Genomic DNA, 508 nt, shown 5'->3' with positions numbered 1-508 from the left:
CACCTGAGTGACCTCTTTTCCAGAGATAACCGATACAGCGCTGAAATTTGGAACCATTAGCGTGCTTTCCTTCGCTTGTTCAACGTGGGGACGGTCAGATAACGCCGCAACGACCACGACCGCAAAGACGGCAACAACAATAAATAACCCGAATAGTTTAGGCATAGTTTTCGGTGACATTCACGGCCCTCTTTCTTTTGCGATACACAGTCGTCAGTGCGCCAAACACCGCTATCAAACCGCCTGACCATATCCACCAAATCCCCGCCCGGTACTGAACTTTTATCGCATAAGCGTTTGTGCCAACTTTATCCCCCAACGTCAGATAATAGTCTCCGTGCCATAAACTCAGAATCGCGGGCTCAGTCATGTTCATTACTCGCACGGGATAATGGCGTTTTTCAGGTTGTAATACAGAGCGAGTCTGATCATCAAGGCGCAAAATGATCCTTGCTTGTTCTGCGGTGTAATTTGGCCCTATTACCCAATCCATACCTTGATAATCGAT

1 protein-coding gene and 1 pseudogene are annotated in these 508 nt (G+C 47.6%); both read right to left on the bottom strand.

Features of this window, described 5'->3' with window-relative positions:
- A pseudogene (locus R8O11_RS31560) lies at nucleotides 1-180 on the bottom strand (DsbE family thiol:disulfide interchange protein); the annotation flags it as partial.
- On the bottom strand, nucleotides 158-508 hold a 351-nt coding region (locus R8O11_RS31555; RefSeq protein ID WP_318195430.1), incomplete at its 5' end, for a cytochrome c-type biogenesis CcmF C-terminal domain-containing protein. The pseudogene R8O11_RS31560 and the gene R8O11_RS31555, both read right to left, overlap by 23 nt.

The sequence above is a fragment of the Vibrio sp. 1288 genome, from assembly GCF_033344475.1.
This window is presented reverse-complemented; position numbering and strand designations above follow the sequence as displayed.